12 protein-coding genes are annotated in these 21,336 nt (G+C 38.2%); 10 read left to right on the top strand and 2 right to left on the bottom strand.

Annotation, left to right across the window (positions count from 1 at the left end):
- Positions 1 to 931: 931 nt before the first annotated feature.
- Positions 932 to 1,930, bottom strand: coding sequence for a tRNA dihydrouridine synthase (locus tag HBHAL_RS19705; protein WP_014645293.1), 999 nt, complete (start codon positions 1,928 to 1,930; stop codon positions 932 to 934).
- A 384-nt stretch (positions 1,931 to 2,314) separates the two neighbouring features.
- Between HBHAL_RS19705 and HBHAL_RS19700 the strand changes: the two genes are divergently transcribed.
- The 7 genes from HBHAL_RS19700 (at position 2,315) to HBHAL_RS19670 (ending at position 13,373) form a co-directional block, all read left to right on the top strand.
- The gene (locus HBHAL_RS19700) at positions 2,315 to 3,187 is read left to right on the top strand and encodes a hypothetical protein (protein WP_014645292.1); all 873 of its coding nucleotides are present in this window, start codon (positions 2,315 to 2,317) and stop codon (positions 3,185 to 3,187) included.
- 432 nt (positions 3,188 to 3,619) lie between these two features.
- A complete protein-coding gene (locus tag HBHAL_RS19695; protein WP_014645291.1) occupies positions 3,620 to 4,339 on the top strand; it encodes a DnaD domain-containing protein in 720 nt (239 codons plus the stop codon).
- Positions 4,336 to 4,662: a hypothetical protein gene (locus HBHAL_RS19690; protein ID WP_014645290.1), complete on the top strand. Its 327-nt coding sequence runs from the start codon at positions 4,336 to 4,338 to the stop codon at positions 4,660 to 4,662. Before HBHAL_RS19695 ends, HBHAL_RS19690 begins: the two co-directional genes overlap by 4 nt.
- Positions 4,659 to 5,936: a replicative DNA helicase gene (gene dnaB / locus HBHAL_RS19685; RefSeq protein WP_014645289.1), complete on the top strand. Its 1,278-nt coding sequence runs from the start codon at positions 4,659 to 4,661 to the stop codon at positions 5,934 to 5,936. Before HBHAL_RS19690 ends, dnaB begins: the two co-directional genes overlap by 4 nt.
- A gap of 248 nt (positions 5,937 to 6,184) precedes the next feature.
- On the top strand, positions 6,185 to 8,905 hold the full coding sequence (locus HBHAL_RS19680) for an AAA domain-containing protein (RefSeq protein WP_014645288.1): 2,721 nt from the start codon (positions 6,185 to 6,187) through the stop codon (positions 8,903 to 8,905).
- 282 nt (positions 8,906 to 9,187) lie between these two features.
- Positions 9,188 to 10,927, top strand: coding sequence for an MrcB family domain-containing protein (locus HBHAL_RS19675; RefSeq protein ID WP_041601478.1), 1,740 nt, complete (start codon positions 9,188 to 9,190; stop codon positions 10,925 to 10,927).
- A complete protein-coding gene (locus HBHAL_RS19670; protein ID WP_014645286.1) occupies positions 10,899 to 13,373 on the top strand; it encodes a restriction endonuclease-like protein in 2,475 nt (824 codons plus the stop codon). Before HBHAL_RS19675 ends, HBHAL_RS19670 begins: the two co-directional genes overlap by 29 nt.
- A gap of 80 nt (positions 13,374 to 13,453) precedes the next feature.
- On the opposite strand, the gene HBHAL_RS19665 is transcribed toward HBHAL_RS19670, so the two are convergent.
- A complete protein-coding gene (locus HBHAL_RS19665; protein ID WP_014645285.1) occupies positions 13,454 to 14,371 on the bottom strand; it encodes a DUF5655 domain-containing protein in 918 nt (305 codons plus the stop codon).
- A gap of 145 nt (positions 14,372 to 14,516) precedes the next feature.
- Between HBHAL_RS19665 and HBHAL_RS19660 the strand changes: the two genes are divergently transcribed.
- Genes HBHAL_RS19660 through HBHAL_RS19650 form a run of 3 tightly spaced genes read left to right on the top strand, consistent with a single transcriptional unit; the run spans position 14,517 to position 20,768 of the window.
- Positions 14,517 to 15,713, top strand: coding sequence for a DUF6361 family protein (locus HBHAL_RS19660; protein ID WP_014645284.1), 1,197 nt, complete (start codon positions 14,517 to 14,519; stop codon positions 15,711 to 15,713).
- Positions 15,706 to 17,478, top strand: coding sequence for a phospholipase D family protein (locus HBHAL_RS19655; protein ID WP_014645283.1), 1,773 nt, complete (start codon positions 15,706 to 15,708; stop codon positions 17,476 to 17,478). The genes HBHAL_RS19660 and HBHAL_RS19655 overlap by 8 nt, the downstream gene beginning before the upstream one ends.
- Positions 17,475 to 20,768: a helicase C-terminal domain-containing protein gene (locus HBHAL_RS19650; RefSeq protein ID WP_014645282.1), complete on the top strand. Its 3,294-nt coding sequence runs from the start codon at positions 17,475 to 17,477 to the stop codon at positions 20,766 to 20,768. Before HBHAL_RS19655 ends, HBHAL_RS19650 begins: the two co-directional genes overlap by 4 nt.
- Positions 20,769 to 21,336 lie beyond the last annotated feature (568 nt).

The following is a 21,336-nucleotide window of genomic DNA, read 5'->3' as shown; positions in this document are numbered from 1 at the left end:
GATTGGACCCGTTATTCTCACCAACGGGCTGTTGTATTTCGTTTCTTTGATCACCGGTTTGGTCGATAAGAAGGGGCGTGGCTAGGGGGGGTGATCTCTTATACAATCGTAAAACAAAAGGATCAGCATTTTGATTAAGTACTGATAAGGATCAGTGCTTTTTTGTGCTCATAAAAAGTGATATTCAGTTCATTTAAGTGAATGTATCTAACCAAAGAGTGTTTAATTGATATCCACCGCTTACCATATAGCCTTCTGAAATTTTGGTGGTTTGAAGATTGCACTGAATCAACTTAATTACGAATATCTATTCAGTGACGATTAATTCCAAATATTGTTTTCATCGTTCTTGAAATAGAAATAAAAATACTAGCAATACGTGAAAGGAGTTTTATATAAAAAAAGATGGGTGAATGATCACCCATCTTCAAAGTAGCCCCAACATAATTTAGGCTGATTATAAAGGGAGAAAGCTACTTTTATATCATTTTACAATAGTTCCTTTTTTGATTAAAGTCTTTATTTACCATATGACGTCCATGAAGAAATATTTTTGAGGTCTTATAAGATAAATGCGCGTTTTTCGGTAATTGAAAGTTGTCTATGCCCAGAAAATATGTTTTAGCTTACATATAATTAAATGAACCAAAAAAGGGAGGAGCAAATTCATGAATTTCTCTCAGAACTTACGTGAGGACGCTTAAAAGTAAAGTAAAGCCAAAAAGCTAGTCTTTGAACTACTAACTAGTCTTATGGGTAGCTTTGTAAATGAAGGAGCGCTTATGTGGAATGAAGAGATAATGAAGCGAAGTGTACCTAGCCTGTACTTATTCTTTCTGTTATTAAAAAAAGAGAAAAGCACATAAAGGCTTTTCTCTCCTGTGAAACTCTAGTAATGATTTGGTTCAAACGAAACGGTGTGTACTTGTACTTAAGAAATAGAAAAACTTTCCTCTTCTTTTACGCCATCTCTCTCTGTAAACTCATCAAGCAGCGCACGTACTTCATCAGTAGAATTTGTACTCATCAGCTCATTACGCAAGGCACTCGCTCCACTGAACCCGCGGACGTAAATCTTAAAGAAGCGGCGAAGCGGTTTAAACAACCGAGGCTCCAGTTCTTTAGAATACTTATCATGAAGGTCGAGCTGCAGTCGCAGGAGATCGAGCAGTTCTTCACTGGTATGCTCTTTCTTCTCTGTTTCAAAAGCAAACGGGTTATGGAAGATTCCGCGGCCGATCATTACGCCGTCCACGCCATATTTTTCTACGAGTTCAATTCCCTTCTGACGGTCAGGAATGTCCCCGTTGATTGTAAGAAGCGTATTTGGCGCCACTTCATCACGAAGTTTCTTGATCTCTGGAATCAGCTCCCAGTGAGCATCGAAATTACTCATTTCCTTTTTCGTACGGAGATGGATGGAAAGGTTCGCTATATCCTGTTCCAGAAGGTGCTTCAGCCAATGCCGCCATTCCTCCACCTCTGTATAACCGAGACGGGTCTTCACACTTACGGGCAGTCCTCCTGCTTTGGATGCCTGAATGATTTCCGCTGCCACATCTGGACGACGGATCAACCCGCATCCTTTACCTTTGGCTGCAACATTCTGCACAGGACATCCCATGTTGATATCCACGCCGCGAAAGCCCATTTCGGCTAAACCAATACTCATGTCCCGGAAGTTTTCAGGGGTGTCACCCCAAATATGGGCCACAATTGGTTGTTCATCTTCCGTAAATGTCAGACGCCCCCGTACGCTGTCTTTTCCTTTCGGATGGCAGTAGCTATCCGTATTCGTAAACTCTGTAAAAAACACATCCGGTCTCGCTGCTTCACTCACAACGTGACGAAAAACGACATCCGTCACAGCTTCCATCGGTGCCAGAACAAAAAACGGTCGCGGCAACTCATGCCAAAAATTATCTTTCATACTATATCTGAACCCTTTCCTTAAGGGAAACCATGTTCCCAAAATTAAAAAGTGAAAATGTTACTATCTTATCCATTACCAGTTAGGCTGGATTTCAACCATTATATACTTTAATGGTATCAAACGAAAAGTGCAAGGGAATGAGTAGTCAAAGTCATGAAGTAATGAACAGAAGAGAGGGGGAAAAGAAATAAAGAAAGTTTGTAAATCCCCTTATTAATTTTAGTTCATCTTTTTTATCAATAAGATTTTAAGTATGTGAGAACTCATAATTTGATCAATAATGTAAAAATTCGTATTGGTAAATTAAGGGTTGTGTTATAAAATAAGCAATGAAGGAAAATTTTGAATTTTCTTTCAAATAAAAAATAGGGGTGAGTGAAGTTGTCTATTGAGGTTGCACTATTCAGAAAAGGTGATTTGACCGAAGAAGTTACACCAGATGAGGTTGAGGGCAGAGAAGATTACGATGTCGTAAAGAAAAACTTGTATTGTGCATATGATGAATGCGCTGCTAGAATTGAATTTGTTCCCAGAGGGAAAAGAAGAGAACACTTTAAAACTTGGCCAAATGAAGATCATTCAGAAGAATGTGAAGACTTTTTTGAAAGAGAGCAAAAGAACAAATCACGTAAAAATCTTGCAACAAATACAAGAGGTTTGTCTGATAAACATATTGATAATGTGTTACGTGGACTAATAAATTCCGTGGCAGAAACCGAAGAAGAAAGAGATGAAAGGTTGAAAAGGCAGAGAAGTAGAAGAAAGAAAAGTAATACAAAAGGGACAGATGGTGAGATCGAGAACATAACCTCAGTTAATCCTTCAACTGATGCCAGTGCTTCTCTTACTCAAGAAGGTGAAAGAGCTCCAACTGTTAGAAAACGTCATAGCGTGTCCGCTTTAAGCGAGGACGATATAGGAAGTGCAACTGCTTTGTATGAAGAAATCTCCTCCATTGAAGCTTATGAGAAACGTGCCATTTTCTTGTTAGAAAAGGGGAACACCAGTACTAAAATTTACTTTGAAGAAAACTTCTTCGCAAATTCTCCAAATAATGTTGAACGCATGTTTAAGGTTTTGAAAGAGTTATTACAAGAAGGGTTTAATTTAGTATTCTATGGTATTGGAAATGTCGAAAGAAGAAATAATGAAGTATGTTTAGTTGTTAACTCTTATCGCCATTTGAGAGTTAACAAGAAGAGTATTGGTAAATTTATTTTAGATACTACAAAGCGTGATATGTTTAACAAATGAGCCTTTAAGCCTTCTAACTATTAAGCTAGAAGGCTTTTTTATCATAGCCACAATCTTTAGAGGTCTAGCTTTCTAAATAATGAAACTTTTTGATCCACGTATGCAGTAACATTGATCCATTTAAGACAGAACTAATCAACTTTATGTATTTCAGTCACTAGCTGCAAAATTTACTTGGAGAAAGTTACATCCTTTTTTTAATACTTTATAGCACGAAATAATAAACGATAGAAACAGTTAATCACAATACATTTTGATAATTCTTCTAATCCCGAAAAAAGTAAATGCATCCATTCCTTAACAAAGTAAAAAGCATGACTAAAAATTCCCCACAAAATATTTTTTTAAAAATTGACACCAAATCAGACCCTCCTATCGATTCTAGAGATAAGAAGGTCTATTTTTTATGCCTTCAAAAAAAGGAGGAGAAAAATGAATTACTTAAAAGAATTGAATGCTTTTTTAGATCAGCTGGAATTGGAAGAGCTATCTTTACCTGCCTCGATGCTTTGGATTTCGTTGATGCATTTCAATAACAAAGTTGGATGGAAAAAAGAATTCGCAGTTCCGTCCGCGACTCTCATGACGAAGGCTCGTCTTACGGAGAGCACTTTTAAACGTGCCCGCGCAGAGTTAAAGGAGAAGGGTTACATTAAGCACACTTTTATCAACCGAAACCGTGCGCCTTTGTATGAAATGATCTCACGTATAAATAAGCCCGTGACCGAAGAAGCGGGCGAAGGGGTGAGCGCAGGAGTGGGCGTAGGAACGGACGTAGGACTGAGCGCTTTATTTAAAAGAAAAGAAAGAAAAAGAAAAGAGAGAGATGAAGAAGCGGCCACTGATCCAAATCCTCATGAATTTTACGAACAGAATATCGGGATGCTGACTCCCTATACAGCTGAGAGTATTACGCAGTGGTGTGAAGAGCTGTCCGACGAATTGGTCGTGGAATCAATGAAGCGAGCTTTGCAGCATAACAAGCGTTTTTATAAATATTGCGAGGCTATTTTAAAACGTTGGCAGGCAGTGGGTGTTACAACACTCAAAGGGGCGGAGGCCCTAGCACTGGAACAGCGCCCCAATATTAAAGAGTCAGATGAAAAAGAGGACGACATTTTTGAGAAGATTAGAAGGGAGAGAAATATATGAATTATGAAGAAGCGGTAGAAGTATTGAAAACCATTGAGGAAGTGTATGTAGGCAAATTTCCACTGACGAAAAGGAAGGTTACTCTCTGGACTGCGGAGCTTGAGAAAATGAAATATGATCAAGTGATGAGACGTTTAACGAACCATGTGGTGAAATCACCGTTCCCGCCAACTTTATCAGAAATTGCCGTCTATGAGGTATCGGATAATGGGATGGCTGAAAAGATGGCACGTTGGAAAAAAGAAGCGGCAGAAGTGTCGGAGGAAACGAAACGGTTGTTCTTAGAGAAACTGGATGAAATGGAAAGGAAGATGGACAAATGATTTTCAATCAACAAGCAGAACAATCAGTTATTGGCACCCTGTTAATGGAAGGGGCGCTGATGGATGATGTCATTCTTTCACCCGAGCATTTCTCCGATAAAAGGCACATGAAAATTTTCCAGGCGATGAGAACCATCTATGAAGCCAATGAGCCGGTCAACATAGTCACAGTGACCACAATGTTAAAAGATAAGATCAGAGAGGCGGGAAGTGTCACCTATATGACCGAGCTTGCTACATCGGTTCCAACAACGGCAACTTTTAAACATCATCAGCGTCTGGTGCTTGATGCGTACAGACACCGCCTCACCAGGGCAGCGGCAATCCGATACGTCAAAGATCCAGGCGATGAAACGTATGATACGTTAAGTGCGAATATGGATTCTTATCGAGAGGTTGGCATGATAGAAGATGAGGGTTCGGTACGAGAGGTTCTCATTGAGATTGCCAAGGAAATGAAGACTCCAGTAAAAGATGGTATAACTGGTTTCTCAACCGGATATGAAGAGCTGGATCAAATGACAGGCGGTACGCAGAAAGGGGATTTAATTATTCTTGCGGCCAGACCTTCGATGGGGAAAACAGCGTTTGCCCTCAACCTTGCTTCCCACCACTGTAAGGAGGGTGGGAGTGCTCAGATTTTCAGTCTGAAAATGGGGAAAAGGCCGCTTATCAAGCGGATCCTTTCCTCCGAAGCTTTAGTGGATGGAGCGAAATGGCAATCCATGGATTTTAACAAGCAGGATTACATAGACATTCTAAATGTCATGGGGCCAGTATCCGAATGGCAAATCAACATTGAGACCCAACCAAGAACCGTCAGCGAAATCCGAGCAAAAATCAGGTCCCATATGAAGAAAATAAAGAATGAACGTCACCTGGTCATCATCGATTATCTTCAGCTTATGTCCCCCTCCACACGTTCCGAACGTCGTGACCTCGAGGTAGGCGTTATTACAAGAGAATTGAAGTTATTAGCTCTTGAGCTTGAAATTCCGATTGTACTACTGTCTCAATTATCCCGGGCTGTAGAACAACGGCAGGATAAACGTCCGCTCATGTCTGATCTGCGTGAATCGGGCAACATTGAACAGGATGCCGATGTGATCGCGTTCCTATATAGGGAGGATTACTATAATTTGCAGGAGAATAATGACAAGATTGAATTGATTATCGGTAAGCAGCGGAATGGTCCGGTTGGGAAAGTGAAGTTGCAGTTTCAAAAAGAGTATGGGAAGTTTGTTGGGAAAACGTCTCAGCTTGCTATTTATTAAAGTATGATAAGTTTATCTATGCTTCTCTTAAAAGAATTGGTGAAAAAATAATGATCTTTGAAAAAGAGAAATTCTAGGAAGAAATAGAGAAAAAATTTAGGCGTCTTCATCTGAGGAGTTTCCATGGAAACTCCTCAGATGAAGACGCCTTTTATTTGATATAGCGCTGATCAATAATGTGCTAAAATGTCTAAAAGGAAAAAGATGTAATCGGAATTCATATTGGTTAAAAAAGAGGTGCTTTAAGAGTGAAATTAGACAATGACCTGGTCCTTATAAACGGAACAGACAAAACAGATCAAGTTTCATTTTGTAATTTTAATAATGGCAATTGGCATATTAGGTTTAAGAGGTCCAATAAGGTCTACAAATATAATGAAAATAAAGTAGTTTGGTATCGTGATCCAAAAAGGTTGGAAACAGCTTCTAAAATAGTATATAAAAATAATCAACCTATAAATGGAATTAATGATATTTTGGTTTTCGAAACGCATGTAAGATTAATTTTTAATAGTGGTTTCAAAAAAACTTATTCCCGAGAATCATTGACAATAGATGAGGATAGCTTATCAAATCAAAACGCCATTATTTGTTTTGATTACTTAAAAAAACTATCTCAACAGATAGATTCTGAAGAAGAGCAAGGTCGGAAATTATTAAGTAAACAGTATGATAGTTTAACGACTGTCAGTTCCCAAAGTGTTTTATCTGCTTATTTAGAAAGAAAACCATTAAAAAGTGAAGAGAAAAAAGAAAATGTTATTTTCCCTTTTGGATTTAATGTTAGCCAGAAGTCAGCTACTATAAAAGCGATGAACGAACAGCTTAGTATCATTGAAGGCCCCCCGGGTACAGGAAAAACGCAAACGATTCTTAATATTATTGCCAACGCTATTATGAATGATAAAACGGTTGCGGTTGTTTCGAATAATAATTCTGCTACATCCAATGTATATGAGAAATTGCAAAAGTATGGAATTGATTTTTTGGCTGCTTATTTAGGGAAAAGAGAAAATAAGAAAAAATTTTTCTCTGAGCAAAGTGGGGCTTATCCTAGCATGGATCATTGGGTGCTAGAGGATACTCAAGTCCAATTCATCAGAAGAAAACTAGAGGAATCCGAGCAAGAACTGAACCAAATGCTAGAGTATAAAAACAAGAAAGCTTCTTTGAAGCAATCATTATCTTCAATCAAAACAGAGTATAAATATTTTAAAGACTATATTTCAAAAACAGAACTAGAACTTTTACAAATAAAATCCTATTACAAATTAAGTTCGGATAGAGTACTGCAATTATTAATTGATTACGAGCGATCAATACAGAGTGGTAAAATTACATGGGGGCAAAAGTTATTTTACCTAATGAGGTACGGTATCTATAACTTTGAGCTATATAAATACTCCTCAGAGAAATTTATTTCTAACTTACAAAGGCTCTATTACGAATTAAAGATAAAAGAGTTGGAAACCGAAATAAATAGATTAGGTAAGAAGCTGAAGAATTATGATTTTGAAGCTGTCATGAATCAGTATAGTGAAGACTCTATGAAGTTGCTCAAAGGAAAGTTAGCAGCCATTTATGGAAAGAAAAAGAAAAGGATTTTATTCGATGAGAAGGCTTTGTGGAATAATTTTGGTGAATTTTCTAAGGAGTATCCTATCATTTTAAGTACCACTCATTCCCTGAGAAAAAATGCACCTCAAAACTATCTATTTGATTTTGTACTTGTCGACGAAGCTTCGCAAGTGGATTTAGTAACTGGTGCACTAGCTTTATCTTCCGCAAAGAAAGCGGTAGTCGTAGGAGATATGAAGCAGCTTCCCAATGTCATTACTTTCGAAATTAAGAAAATAACGACAAGAATATTTGAGGAATTTAATGTTGATGAAGGATACCATTACGCAAAGCACAGTTTATTATCATCGGTAGGGGCTGTATTTAAAGATGCTCCAAGAACGCTACTAAAAGAGCATTATCGATGCCATCCAAAAATAATTGGTTTTTGTAATCAAAAATTCTATGACAATGAGTTAGTAGTGTTGACAGAAGCAGAAGAAGAAACTCAACCTTTAGTGATATATAAAACGGCGAAAGGTAACCATGCCAGGGATAAAATTAACGAAAGGCAAATAGATGTAATTTTAAAAGAAGTAATACCACAACAAAAGATAGAATTGAGTTCTACTGGGATAATTTCACCATACAGATTACAAGCGGATACAATCAAACATACATATGGAGACTCTGAATTGGAAGTAAATACTGTCCATAAATTTCAGGGAAGAGAAAAAGAAACAATCATTCTGACTACAGTTTCTAATAAAGTCAAAGCAAATGACTTCGTAGATGACGCTAAACTGATAAACGTAGCTGTATCACGTGCAGAGGAAAAGCTAATTGTCGTAGTAGCCGATGGGGGCGAACGTTGGCACCGAACGAATATAGGAGATTTAATTAGATATATTAGATATAACAATTTTCAAGTTATAGAAAGCAAAATTCATTCCGTTTTTGATCTTCTCTATAGTAGCTACTCAGACAAATTATTAAATATAATGAAAAAAAGTAAAAAAGTTTCTAAATACACTTCAGAAAATTTAATGAATGTAGTAATCGAGGAAGTGTTAAGTGATGAAAAATTCATTAGCTTGGATTTCGTACTCCATCAACCACTTCGAATGTTAATCCAGGACTCTGAAGGACTTACAGAATCAGAACGAAAATATGCTATGAATCCATTAACTCACACAGACTTTGTTATATTTAACAAAATGGATAAAATGCCCCTACTAGTGGTAGAAGTGGACGGCCATGCATTCCATTCCGAGAACCCTGTGCAGCTTAAAAGAGATGAAATGAAAGACCAAATTTTGCAAAAGTATGGAATTCCAATAATTAGAATGAAAACGACTGGTAGTGAAGAAAAAGAAAAATTACATAATAAACTTTTGGAGATTTTAAGGTAAGAGCTGTTTGAGGCGGAATTCCTCTCTAGAGGCACTCTATTAATATTTCAAATCAAAAAAAGAAGAGAATGCCTTTCTTAACAAGAGGAGTCGTTCTCTTCTTTTTTGCTTTCAAAACACGATTTCATCGTTTAGTGTTAGTGATAACTATGGATTATTTTTGAAAATATTCTATTGAGCAGAAGTGACTAAATAAATCAGGCTAAATATAAATGTCATGGCATTAAACATGTGGTTCCTTAGGGTGTAATTATAAACTTGATTTTGAGGAGAGTTGGATTAGTGAATGATCAAGCAAATTTAGAAAGTAAAGACAAGATTCACTCGATATTAACCAAGATTACAAATGAATATTTAACAGAAAAAAACAAGCAATTTAAATCCAATTCATTAGGTCAATTTGTTCGAACCGATGTTCCAGAAATGATCAACTCGCTGGATTTTATTGATCAAGACCGATTTATAGTGAAAGGTTCAGTGGGACAAGGAAATTGGGCCCAAGTTCCTTGGATTACTATCTTAGATAAGCATGTAACAACAAGTACGCAACAAGGCTACTATTTAGGGTATTTGTTTAGTGAAGATATGGAGAGGGTCTATCTTTCATTCGCTCAAGGAATTACAAAAGCTTCGAAAGAACAGCTCAAGCACATCCGAGAAGATATTAGAAGTACGATTCAGACAGATCGTTATCTTACTTCATCACCTATACACAAAGATGACGCGATTAACATCGGAAGCAGCTCCAAGGGAAAGAGCTATGAAGAGTCTACGGCACTGTATATTGAATACGACCCGAAATCCCTCCCTCCAGAAGCTGACCTACAACAAGACTTATCATCTATGATTGATATCTATGATGACTACGTCCGCTTAAAAAGTGAACGTGTAGAGGAAAATGATACAGATCACAAGATAGAGTGGTCAGATGAAAAAATCATTGAACATATACACTCTTACATACGGAATCAAGGTTTTTACTATGAATTAGAGGATGTGAAAAATTTGTTTCTCTCGCTCAGAACAAAGCCTTTTGTGATTTTATCTGGTATTTCTGGAACAGGGAAAACGAAGATCATAGAGTTGTTTTCCGAAAGTTTAGGAGCAACAGAGGAAAACAAGCAATTTACTTTAATTCCAGTAAGACCCGACTGGAGCGACGGCTCTGACCTTCTAGGCTACACGGATATTAGAGGAACATTTCAGGAGGGACCGTTAACCTCTGTGATTAAGGAAGCAAGGCTACATAAAGAGCACCCTTACTTCGTGGTGCTAGATGAAATGAACTTGGCACGTGTGGAGTATTATTTTAGTGATTTTCTAAGTGTGATGGAAAGTAGAAAATGGGTGGATGGAGAAGTTCAAACCCTCCCGATTATGAGTGAAAACCAAGCGTGGGAGCGGCTAACGATCCCCCCCAATTTATATATTATTGGGACAGTGAATATGGATGAAACCACTCATCCATTTAGTAAAAAGGTATTAGATCGTGCGAATACCATTGAATGGAATGACGTTCATTTGGATATCTTGTTTTTTCTTGAAGAGGAGGGACAACAGGAACAAGTAAACCTTCCGAATCAACGAATACAATCAGAATACCTTCGTTTGAAAGATGCCTATTCATCATCAAATAAAGAAACGGTGGAACATGTAACGAAAGAGTTAGTTCAGATTAACGAGATTCTTAAACCCATTCAGGCACATGTGGGTTATCGCGTCCGTGATGAGGTTTGTTTCTATACAATTTATAGTCGCTATTTAATGACTGAGGACCAAGCGTTAGACTTTCAGTTTTACCAAAAGATTCTTCCGCGACTCACAGCTAGTCATGGACAAGCTTTTCAGGTGTTAATGAACTTATTTACTTACTTTACAAACCATACTTATGAAGAAGGTTTATCATCAGATCAGATCGAGGACATACTGAGCCAGGCACGTTTTCCGAGAAGTGGTCGAAAGGTTTATGAGATGATCCGGCGAGGTGATTTAGATGGATTTACTTCCTTCTGGAGCAGCTGATGAAAGAGAACTGATTGAAATAGAGACGGACTCGTTTTCCCTCTACATTAAGGGAAAACCGTACCATAGTCGTTATGAGAGTTTGAAGCAATACAAGGCTATACAGCCCTATGAATCCATGTACTTTTCAGTAAATGGAGAAGCTATTGAATCCGTTAGAGTATTTGATGTGCGTGAAGAGAAACTCACGGAACATATTAATGTGCCACCTTTATTTTTTGAAAATGGAGTTTATCAACTCGTGGTAACGCCTAAAAGTCACGATTCATTAGAGTTTGAGCATGAACATCCTACCTTAAGGAAAGCAGTCAGTAAGGTAGGTAAGCACCCTCATCAACTATTAATGGGGAATTTATCCTTTACGAATGAAGTAGGGTACACCACTTTCTCTATCCTGAGTGAAGGGAAAAAGCAGTTGGATGTAACTTTGGAAGTCTTTCCTTCTAAACTGTCGTATAAGGAAGATTACCAACAGCTCTTAGAGGAAGTGAATGAGGAAGTTTATAACTTAGCCTATCATTTCGTTAAGAAAACCTATTTAGGAGCTACCACAACGCAAACGGCCGAACCCTCTTGGGCAGAATTTTATCGTTTAGTAATGAAATACTTCCAACAGTTTACAATGGCCGTTACACAAGTCGAAAAACAACCTCACCACCAATTGAAGAAAGAACATCGCTTAGTGAGGGGTGACCAGCTTAAAAGGCAGGACACGGTCGGTTTGAAATATCTGCGAAAACGTCCTGGTCTATTTGTGGAATCTCCTAATGGCATTCCCATTCATGAAAAGAAAATGATGCCGACAAAAGGGATAAACGTTCAAAAAGAACCAACCTACGACACATTAGAAAACCGCTTCGTCAAATGGATGATGGTGAGGCTTTCGCATAAATTGAATTCATTAAAACGAAAGCTGGAAGAGAGAAAACCCTTTGATCAACAAAATCCCAACCAAGATAAAATGAAAGTAGTCCAAAACATGGAATCGTCTATCCAAAGAAAGCTTGCCTCTCCCTTTTGGAGAACCATAGGTAAGCTTGATCGCTCTGTAATGTCCCTCGTGCTACAAATGGCCCCTGGATACAGAGAAGCTTATCAAGCCTATCTGACGCTATCTCGTGGTTTAGTTTTGCATGGAGAATTAGCGAGAATCTCTGTCAAAGATGTGGCAACCCTTTATGAATATTGGACGTTCTTAAAGTTAGGACAGATTTTAGCTTCAAAGTATAAGATGATCAGTCAAGATATTATTAAGGTCAATCGTGAGGGGCTTTTTGTAACGTTAAATCAGTCGAAGTCGGCGAAAAGAGTCTTTCGTCATCCTCATACGAATGAAAAGATCACCTTACATTTCCAAAAGCATTCAGGAAGATTGCCAACGGTAAAGCAAAAACCAGATTCTATGTTAAGCATAGAAAAAGTGGGGAAAGACCATACCTACGAATATGTCTTTGATGCTAAGTATCGCGTCGATTTTGCTGCAGAAGGAAGTTATTATGGACGGACTTATCATAGTCCCGGTCCTTTGGAAGAAGATATCAACACGATGCACCGCTATAGAGATGCGATAGTAGAAAATAATGCTAGCGCCTATGAACGTAATACGTTTGGTGCCTACGTATTATTTCCTTGGGGCGAAGAACATGAATACGAAAAACACGCGTTTTACCAAAGCATTCAAAAAGTAAATATAGGTGGCTTTCCTTTTCTGCCTCAATCTACTGCATTAGTGGAACGTTTCTTAGACCGATTAATAGAGTGCTCACCTAAACAATTACAGGAAGAGGGGATTTTGCCTAAAGGGACGCTTGAAGAGTGGAACTCTAGAGTGCAAGAGAAAGTATTAATCGCAAAGGTTAACGGTGAACAACAGTTACGGAACATCAACCAGTCAGGCTACATGTTTATTAGGGATTCGTATTTATGTAAAGGCTGGAAGGAAGCACGCTACATAGCTTTATATAAACCGAAAGCTATCTTTGCAGAGAATGGTGGGATCTACCAATACGCTAGACTACGTGATTTAAAAGTAGATTATCAACGTGGTGGAATCCGTCTATACATGGATACGTGGAAAAGACTCAAGCTTTCTATCAAGCCAGTAGGCTATGGAATTAGTACTTCCACTTTAACTACTTTACCGGATTTGAAAGCAGCTAAAGAACTACCTCAACTCTATATGAAGAGTGCTATGGAAAGACAACTGTGGGAAGTGTTAAGAAGGTTTTCTGGAGAGGTTCGTATGGATCTCGATCATAAGGAGCTTGAAAAGGCTGGCAAAGTTACCTCTTTCAGGACACTCATTAATGGATTAACGGTTGAAGTGGTTGAATCGGTTATTAAAGTGCGATCCGATAAGGGGAGTTTGGCTTTTACTTATGAGGATGTGGTGCACAACGTGAATAAGGTGTTCAGGGAAATAGTGAACCTTCAGTCTAGAGGGTAAGGACGCTTTCCCTCGGTTCTTTGATATCAGATAAAGTGTCTGTTCCCAAGAAGTTAATAGTGGGGCAGGCACTTATTAAATTAACTATTATCATAACTCCAATCAATGTAATGCTTTGCTTTCTCAATATCCTCGTCTTTCGTTATGACAATTTCTAAATCGCCTGTCCCATAGTGACCAATATTTTTCACATCACGGCTGAAGCCAGGTTCTAATTCAACTTTTTCAGGGTTCACTTTTAGATATAATAGAATCTTTCCTGAACCAGGATGAACCTCTACGCAGGCGAAGTTTTTAATACGTTTAAAGGCGATATAGTTCTTTAATGTTTTGACTTGTACGTCATCGCCAAGCGCTGTCATATAAGCTTTGATTAATTCAAAGCGATCGGTCAGTTCGGTACTAGCTTGTTCAATAAACTCACTAACTGTTTTATACTTGTTAGGTTTTGTGCTATTTGAAGGTGAGGAGCCTGTGATCTGTACGGGTTGCGTGGTGGTAGCATTGACTAAATCAAGAAGTAAGTAACCATCTTCATAATGCTTGTATTGGTAGAGTTCAATATTTCGATTAATCTGTTGAACGGCATGCTCATCGTATTTCGTGAATCCTCCGGCAATACAGAGAAGTCGTGGACTGCTCCAATCAATATTATCTGAGGCCTCTGCTCCAAATTTCTTCATGACCATTAATTCAAATTCTGCTTTGCGGTCGAGTAGCCAGTCTAAATAAAATAAGCCTTGGTTGATCACATTTTCATTAACCGAACGTTTATATTCGATGATTACGGGGGCATGGTTTTCATCGATTCCTAACGTATCTATTCTCCCGGCATGTTTTCTACCTGTACTATATTCAGAAGATAGAAAACGCACCCCTAAGAAGCTTTCTAAATGCTTTTCCAGGATTTTTTGTAACGATTTTTCAATAGCTACGGCCTGTCCTTCTAACTCTTTTACACTATCGTTATGTAATGAGAATAATTTTATATCGCCCATATCATTCTACACTCCTTTTACTACCATAAGTATATCAAATGTGTTGGTAAACCTCCCATTATTGATATCTCATTTTTCAAATAACTTTCAAGATTCAGTCAAGTAATTTAAAATAACACCAACAGAATTTTCTAGGAGGCTTACAGTGACCCCTCTACAAATTGGTTGGATTGATTATTCTAGCGAACATAGAAACAAAGTCATGGCGGTTCTAGATTTACTTTCAGATAAAGGTGCGGTAGATGAGTTGGGAACGGGAATGATTCGAGATGGTTTTGGAGATATTTTCTTTCCTGGCACATCCACCATCCAAACTCGAGCAAAATACTTTTTTATTGTTCCTTACCTCATGATGAAACTGGAAAGGGAGAAATACTCAGATCATAAGAAATTTCTCGAAGAACTTGCGGAAAGGGAAATCAACTTGATAGATACATTAGTTGAAACGAATGCTGATGGTGTGATTGGAGCTCGTGCTCGTAAAAAGCTAAAGCGTAAACCATCTAGTATTTACTGGAACGGCCTTAAAACCTTTGAAATATTCAAGCATGACCACCTATCTTTAGAAAACTATGCAAAGGCAGTCGTCTCTCTTCAGAAGAAACAGGAGTCTGCTTATTCACTAGGGAATGAAGAAGGAGATGCCGTGGATTCTGAAGCTGCCGAATACAACAGTACCTTTTGGCAGTGCCTGCTGCCTGATTCTGATTGGAAAGACACTCTTTCTATGAATCTTACTTCGAATGAAGCTATATTCCTAAAGGAGAAAATAGTGAAATCTCAAAAATCGAAAGATAGTCTCTTTTCCTATTTACTCCAACAAAATCCGGAGGAACTACATAATATAAATAAATTTGAGGAAATTGGGAGGCTCAATCTTCCTTCCAATATAAGAGCAGACTATACATTGGCTGAGCAATTCAGCAAATTTATTTCTGGTGCGAATATACGATACAACGTTCTTCTATCTAATCATGAAAATGAGCGAGCTGTCCAGAAATGGGAAGAGTGGAAGAATAGTGATTTTGTTAAAAATGAATTTGCGGCATTCCGTTACCTTGATGTTCTTTTTCGTTTAAAAATCAACAATCCTTTATTAAGAAGGTTTCTTGAACAATGGCAAAGAGCGGTGGTCTCGGGAGATGAGCAAGAGATTGATGAGCTTCTTGTAAAGCGTGAGATTGAATTGAAGTCAAAAGATCGTGCGAAGTTGTATAACTCTAAATATTACGCTTATGAAGAGGGGACTTGGCTTGGAGCGGAAAAACTTCAATATCGTTTTCCAAATTCAAAAATTTTAATCGAGGATATTTTTTCTGGAATGGGTGATGATTATGCTTAAGCCCGATAAGGATCGCCTCAATTATAGTGATCTATTAACGCCTCCGGCAGGATACGAAGTTGTATTTGCTGCAGGGACTACATATTCGTTAGATTTAGAAGCTTTAATTGGTGTTCCTGTGGCATTGAGCCTCTCAGAGGAGATGGACCAGACGTTTCAGGATGATCCTATTTATATGTTGGAGGGATTACGTCAGACGGCTGATCAGTTGGCCATTTTTTGTGAAGCCGGCCAAATAAAAGTTCCTAAAGAGGGAAACACCTTGTTTGCTCTGATGGAAGATAGTGTGTTTGAAGTAGCCTTAGAGAACGAGCGATCTTTCCATCCGAAAGTGTGGTTGATCAAATATCAGGATAAAGATCGTAACGTTTTATACCGTATGCTCGTTTTATCTAGAAACCTTACCTTCGATCGAAGCTGGGATATGGCGCTTGCACTGGAAGGGGAAAAACAGCCAAAGCCTACGACCAAGAATCAACCTTTGATCGATTTCTTGAAATTTCTTGTTTCTCAAACCCCACACCATGAAAAGCAGCAGCATTTAAGGGATATGATTAGGGAGCTGCCGTATATCCATTTTCAATCAGGTGATAAACATGTGCCCGACTTTGAGTTCCACCCTCTAGGTATAGAAGGATATGATGGGGAGGATATCGGGCTCTTTGAAAGCTATCATCATCTAATTATCATATCTCCGTTTCTCTCTGAAGCCATTATATCTGAATTACATGAGAATGCACTATCGCAGGCAACCCAAGTATTAATTACTAGAAGATCAGAATTACCTAAGCTCACAAACGAACTTATTAATGCCTTTGACGTTTACGTGTTAAAGGATACCATTGTGGAAGGAGAAGGAGCTTTCAGTGAAGAGAGTGATGCAGTGGATCTCTCGCAGCTTCAGGATATTCATGCCAAGTTCTATGCCAGGTCAAAGCATAATCAGCAGCGTATTTATATGGGATCTGCGAATAGTTCGACCAATGCCTTCCAAGGTAACGTTGAATTTTTGTTAAGCATGCAGTATAAGAAGTATGGTTTCAAGCTGCATCATTTGCTGGAAGAATTGTTTGGGGATAAAGGGGCAGACAATCCATTCGAAAAAATCGAACACCTTCCTGAGGAACTAGAGAAGGAGGAAGACCATAAGGATCAGCTGCAAAAGGCGATTAAGACACTCTGTCGAACAAATTCCCAAGCCGTTGTGCATAAAGACAATGAGAATTACTCCATCCGTCTCTTTTTTGAGTCCCTTCCAGAAGACGTGGAGTTTACTATTGGGCCGCTATTAAGTAAAGCGGTCTGCGAGATGAAAAAAGAAACGTTAATTGAACAGTTAAGTCTACTAGAGCTTGGTGAATTTTATAAAGTTAAGGCAGAAACCAATGGGGAGAGCATAGAACGAATAATAAAAATTCCTACCCAAGGGATACCGGCTGAACGTGAACAGGCTATATATCGTAAAATTATTGATAACCCTGTCGCCTTCTTACAGTATGTCGCCTTTTTATTAGCGGACGATTTCCTATTAGCTGCCTTAGAACAAATGGAAAAAAAGAGTATGACAGCGGTAGATTGGAATTCGCAAACGGGCAATTATCCAATATTATATGAAAATATGCTCAAGGCAGCCGCTCGATCACCCGAAAAGTTGGAGGATATCCATCACATTATTGAAATGATCGACCATGATGACATCATTCCAGAGCAGTTTTTCCGATTGTATGAGACATTCAGTCATGCAACAAAGGGGGTGAAGAAATGATTGACTTACAGCAGAAAGAAGAGGAGATATTAGCTGGATTAAAGGACTTTCAAAAATCAACGGTAGAGCGGGTATATGATTTACTCACCAATGATTATTCACGGGTACTAGTTGCGGATGAAGTGGGTCTTGGTAAAACGATGATTGCTAGAGGAACTATTGCGAAAATAGCTAGATATCATCAAGAAGTTCTGAAGGATCCTTTATTTAAAGTGGTATACGTCTGTTCTAATCAAAGTATTGCCAGACAAAACATTCATAAGTTAAAAATTGACGAGGGTATTGAGCCTGAAGGATCCTCTGATACTCGGTTATCGATGCAACATTTGAAAATATTTGAAGATGAATATAATGAGGAATTAAAAAATAAATATATCCAGTTAACTCCATTGACTCCTTCTACCTCTTTCACAATGACATCAGGGTGCGGGAGTGCAGCAGAAAGGGCTTTGATTTTTGCTGTTTTAAAAAGACACGACCGTTTTAAAGAGCTAATCAATCAATTAGATGTATTGTTGATGGACACAGCAACAAAAAGCTGGTCGTGGAAAAAAGAAGAATATCTTGCAAGGGTAGATCAGTTAAATGAACGAAGTGACGGAGCCTATTTAGAAGAGATGTTAGACTCCATCGATTCGTTTTTAGAAAAAAGTCATTCCCTGACTACTGACATTGAAGAAGTCTGTCAGCGAATTAAAGATGATGGAGAAAGGGGGATTCGGGTTGAGGGCGCTAATCTAGTTATCTACCAACTGCGTAGAATGATGGCTGAGATAAGCGTAGACATCATGGATCCGGACTTAGTTATTATGGACGAATTTCAACGATTTCCTGAGCTTGTTAATGCCGAGGGCGGAAGTGAAACGGCGTTGCTCGCTAACAAATTTTTTAACAGTCCAAGAGCATCTGATGGAGAAAGAGTAAAAATCTTGTTGTTATCCGCTACCCCTTATAAACTATATTCTACGTTAGAAGAAATCGCTGAAGCGGGCGAAGATGAACACTATAAAGAATTTCTACAGGTTACTCGCTTTTTGTTTGAACATCATCCCGAGCATAAACAACACTTTGAAAGCGTGTGGGAAGATTTCTCTAGCTCCATGCGCTTATATACACATATGGATACGGCTGTTTTACAAGCAAAGAAGCAAGAGGCGGAGGATAGTTTATACAAAGGAATTGCTCGTACGGAGCGAACGACGGTAGACGGGGCCAGCGAGCTGATCCAATCATCCCTCATTCCCTTAGACATAACTAAAGAAGATGTTTTGTCCTTTGTATTCATCGATCGCGTCCTACAAGATCTAGGTCTCAATGAAAAAGTTCCTGTCGATTATGTAAAATCTACCCCATACTTAATGTCCTTTATGGAGCACTATAAGTTAAAGCAGAAAATTACTCAATATCTACAAAAGTCCCCTGGCCAAGTAAATAAGGTAAATGTACCCCATCTATGGATGAATGAGTCTGCCATTAAACATTACAAGAGGTTACCTGATAAGAATGCTAGACTTGCCAAAATAAAAGAGATCGCTCTACCCACTAATGCTGAAAAACTTTTATGGATCCCGCCATCTTTACCTTATTATGATTTTGGCGGCTGTTACAAAGGAATGGACCAGTTCTCTAAGCTTCTCATATTTTCAGCATGGGAGATGGTCCCTCGAGCTGTCTCAACGATGGTGTCATATGAAGCTGAACGCTTAACTGTAGGAGAACTTGTTAAACGAACATCTAAGAGGAAAAAGCGAGAAGGAATGGAGTACTTTTCTCAGAGGCGGTTCCCTCAGCCACGGTTGTCATTTTCGATGAGGGATAATGAACCTGCAAACATGAACCATCTAACACTCCTATATCCATCTGTGACGTTATCCCGACTCTTTAATCCGGCTGATGTCCTATCTAGGAGGCTCAGCTTGAGCGAGCTGAAAGCGGAAATAGAGGAAAAGGTTCAAATTTCACTCGATGGATTAAATCTTCCACAGATTGAGCAGACATCTAGAGAAGATGAGAGATGGTATTATATTGCCCCTCTCTTATTTGATAAGCAGGAGGGTGTAACAAGAGAGTGGTTCAGTAATGATGCTCTTCTTTCTGGATTAAATGAGGAAAAAGAAGAGCAAGGAGATAAGGCAGCTTTACTCAAGCATTTAGAAGCTCTACGTTCCATATATCATGACGAAGACTTTCCAGAACTGGGGAGGCCCCCTGCAGACTTAAAAGAGGTTTTAGTCAATATGACTTTAGCCGCACCAGGAGTCTGTGCTTTACGAATGCTAGGTCATTTGGATAGTAATTCCTTATCCCATGTGGTTCATCTGGCAAAAACAATTATTGATAAGATGAATACTCAAGAAGCGATATCTGTTGTGGAGTTAGAATATGGCTCAACGAGAAATGATGTTCGTGTGCCATACTGGAAAAATGCGCTTAGCTATTGTGTAGATGGGAATATGCAGTCAATGTTAGATGAATATGCCCATATGTTAGCTGAGGAAGCGGGTATTAAAACTATTGAAACGGAAGAGAATATTGAACAGCTCATTCAATTAATGGCTGGTGCATTAAATACTCATACAGCCAGTTACAACGTGGATACTTATAAAAGTTTTAAAGATCGGGTTAAGGGAAAGCATGACAGAAAACATGGGATGAGAATACGTACCAATTACGCCGTTGGCTTTGCTGATCAACGAAATGAAGAAACCGCCCATAAAAGGAAAAAGAATGTGAGACTAGCCTTTAACTCACCTTTTAGACCTTTTGTACTGACAACTACATCTGTTGGACAAGAAGGGTTAGATTTTCACTATTATTGCCGAAAAATAGCTCACTGGAATTTACCATCAAATCCGGTTGATCTTGAGCAACGAGAAGGAAGAATTAATCGATATAAATGTTTTGCTATCCGTCAAAACATCGCTAAAAGATACGGGAATCTCCCATTTCAAACTGATATCTGGAAAGAGATGTTTAATCAAGCAAATGAAGAAGAACGAGACGAACGAACTCCTGAATTAGTTCCATTCTGGTCTCTGCCTGAAAACCAAGATATAAAAATAGAGAGAATTGTGCCTGTTTACCCATTCAGTAAGGATGGAGTTAAATATAATCGGCTTATGGAAATTATGCAACTCTATAGATTGAGTTTAGGGCAGGCGCGGCAAGAAGAGTTACTCGAGTATTTATTCGAGCATCAAATAGAAAAAGAGAATCTAGAAGGTTTATTTATGAATTTGAGTCCTTATTTTAAAGAGATGAAGAATAGAGAAGCATTAATTAATAGTTGATTTTCTATGAGCTTTCTTTATGAAGATTTTGACTTAAATGAATATTGTCGGTACCTAAATCGATGGCGATAGAATTGTAGCACCATTTCTAGGGGCATTGCGGAATAGTCATGGTTAACCACGCAAAAATTTTTTAATGGTTGTAGATGGTATATGAAAGGTTTTTAAAAAGGAAGTTCCTTGGGTATTTACAGCCTCCGAAATGAACTAGTAATCCGTCAAAACCTTATATTGTATTTTATAAATAGACTAAGGTATCTGAACTCAATAATTGAGAACAGATACCTTTTTAGTATTATTCAATAGTGATGCTTTTGAAAGTCAAGTTATTCTAAAGTATTGGTAATATTGGCCATGCTGTTTCCTCAGTTATGTTAGGAAAAATGTAAAAGATGCATACTTCAAATTTACTTCTTACTTAAATAATACGTGAATTAAATGATTATTATAGGTTTTTTAATTTATGTTTTATTAAGATTTTTATGACGGATAGAGTTAATTGAGTTAAAATAATAATAGATAGAATTATTTAAAAAATTACTATACTTTGAAAAATAGAATTAGAGAA

It is taken from the genome of Halobacillus halophilus DSM 2266, assembly GCF_000284515.1.
GTDB lineage: Bacteria > Bacillota > Bacilli > Bacillales > Halobacillaceae > Halobacillus > Halobacillus halophilus.
This window is presented reverse-complemented; position numbering and strand designations above follow the sequence as displayed.

What these genes read in the sequence shown, in the direction of transcription:
- HBHAL_RS19695 (WP_014645291.1), top strand. Translation starts at nt 3,620, where the DNA reads ATGAATTACTTAAAAGAATTGAATGCTTTTTTAGATCAGCTGGAATTG.
- HBHAL_RS19690 (WP_014645290.1), top strand. Translation starts at nt 4,336, where the DNA reads ATGAATTATGAAGAAGCGGTAGAAGTATTGAAAACCATTGAGGAAGTG.
- dnaB (WP_014645289.1), top strand. Translation starts at nt 4,659, where the DNA reads ATGATTTTCAATCAACAAGCAGAACAATCAGTTATTGGCACCCTGTTA.
- HBHAL_RS19655 (WP_014645283.1), top strand. Translation starts at nt 15,706, where the DNA reads ATGCTTAAGCCCGATAAGGATCGCCTCAATTATAGTGATCTATTAACG.
- HBHAL_RS19705 (WP_014645293.1), bottom strand. Translation starts at nt 1,930, where the DNA reads ATGAAAGATAATTTTTGGCATGAGTTGCCGCGACCGTTTTTTGTTCTG.
- HBHAL_RS19650 (WP_014645282.1), top strand. Translation starts at nt 17,475, where the DNA reads ATGATTGACTTACAGCAGAAAGAAGAGGAGATATTAGCTGGATTAAAG.
- HBHAL_RS19665 (WP_014645285.1), bottom strand. Translation starts at nt 14,371, where the DNA reads ATGGGCGATATAAAATTATTCTCATTACATAACGATAGTGTAAAAGAG.
- HBHAL_RS19670 (WP_014645286.1), top strand. Translation starts at nt 10,899, where the DNA reads ATGGATTTACTTCCTTCTGGAGCAGCTGATGAAAGAGAACTGATTGAA.